At 30.4% G+C, this 1,265-nt stretch carries 1 protein-coding gene; it reads right to left on the reverse strand.

Features of this window, described 5'->3' with window-relative positions:
• Positions 1–886: 886 nt before the first annotated feature.
• A partial coding sequence (locus ACFILH_RS04920) for an autotransporter outer membrane beta-barrel domain-containing protein (RefSeq protein WP_375658281.1) occupies positions 887–1,265 on the reverse strand: 379 nt, incomplete at its 5' end.

Genomic DNA, 1,265 nt, shown 5'->3' on the forward strand with positions numbered 1-1,265 from the left:
GATTGTTTATCAGCATCTTCAGTTTAATCAGGCGCGTGATATTGATAATCTTGATGTTGATTTAGGAAAATTTCATCAATGATTTAGAATACTCACTCATCATTCTACATATTGAATAAAAAACTGAATATTATAAATTTCTTTCATTCAAACCTGTTTATATTTAATCAATTAACCCCTTGTTCATCACAAACGAAGCTGGCATGTAAAGAAGGACTTTTGAAAAAAGGTGTATTGCTTCTTATGAACATTCTCGAGTGCTAAAATCTGCGCAAATATTGAATGCTGAAAAAAGAATGATGATATCCGCGCATAACCGCAATAAAAATAATATCCTGTATCCAATCAAAATTTCTCTGCCACCTATCATTTACAAAACAACAACCGTAACAATACGATAAAGCATACTTTACTTTTATTATAATTTGACCTCAAACTCCCTCTGTTTGTTCTAAAAACAAGTATTTCTCCAAAATTCTTAAGTAAACATCCTAAAAAAGGAAACAAATAATATGCGTATGAAATGATATAAACGTAAATAAAGTTCTAAAACAAAATTCAAAAAAATGCATAAATCTCGTAAAGACTAAACTTATGATCTATAAAATTTAATAAAGAAATGGACAAAAACAACCATCAATATCGTCTCTTTTAAAAGATTATACCACAAGAATTTAGCATTCAAGCTTCTCACATTCACAATGAAATCTGCCCCCATATCTTAATATCAAAATTTTAGGAAAATTCCTCATCGCATAGAAGAAAGCATCTATTGTAATCTTTTATATCAAAAAAATAACCATATTGATGAGGAAAAATAAATTTCAATACATTAAAAGGCAGAAAAATCTTCTGCCTTTCATATAAAAATGCACATTATATCTCTTCAAAAAAGATGGCGCAATCCAGCAGAGAAACTGGCTCCAGAAAAACCAGCTTTCTTAAATTTATGCTGATAAGTTACATCTCCATGAAGAAAAAGTTTTGAAGAAAGACGAGCATTAAACCCAAGACCTGCTTCCAAAAAAGAACCAAAAAAACCTAATTGGAAATCGTTTTTAAAAGAAACAAATTGCTTATCTTCAAAACTATGCAAATAAGAAAGCTTACTATAAAAAGAAACGACACGTCCCTCTTCAGAAACATTAAGTGTCTTGCTTAAACGCCCACCAACACGCCCCACCCATTGATGAAATTTTCCTAAATCAACATCAAGATTATCAATATCACGCGCCTGATTAAACTGAAGATGCTGATAAACAATC

The sequence above is a fragment of the Bartonella sp. CL435QHHD genome (genome assembly GCF_042195095.1).
Lineage (GTDB): Bacteria > Pseudomonadota > Alphaproteobacteria > Rhizobiales > Rhizobiaceae > Bartonella.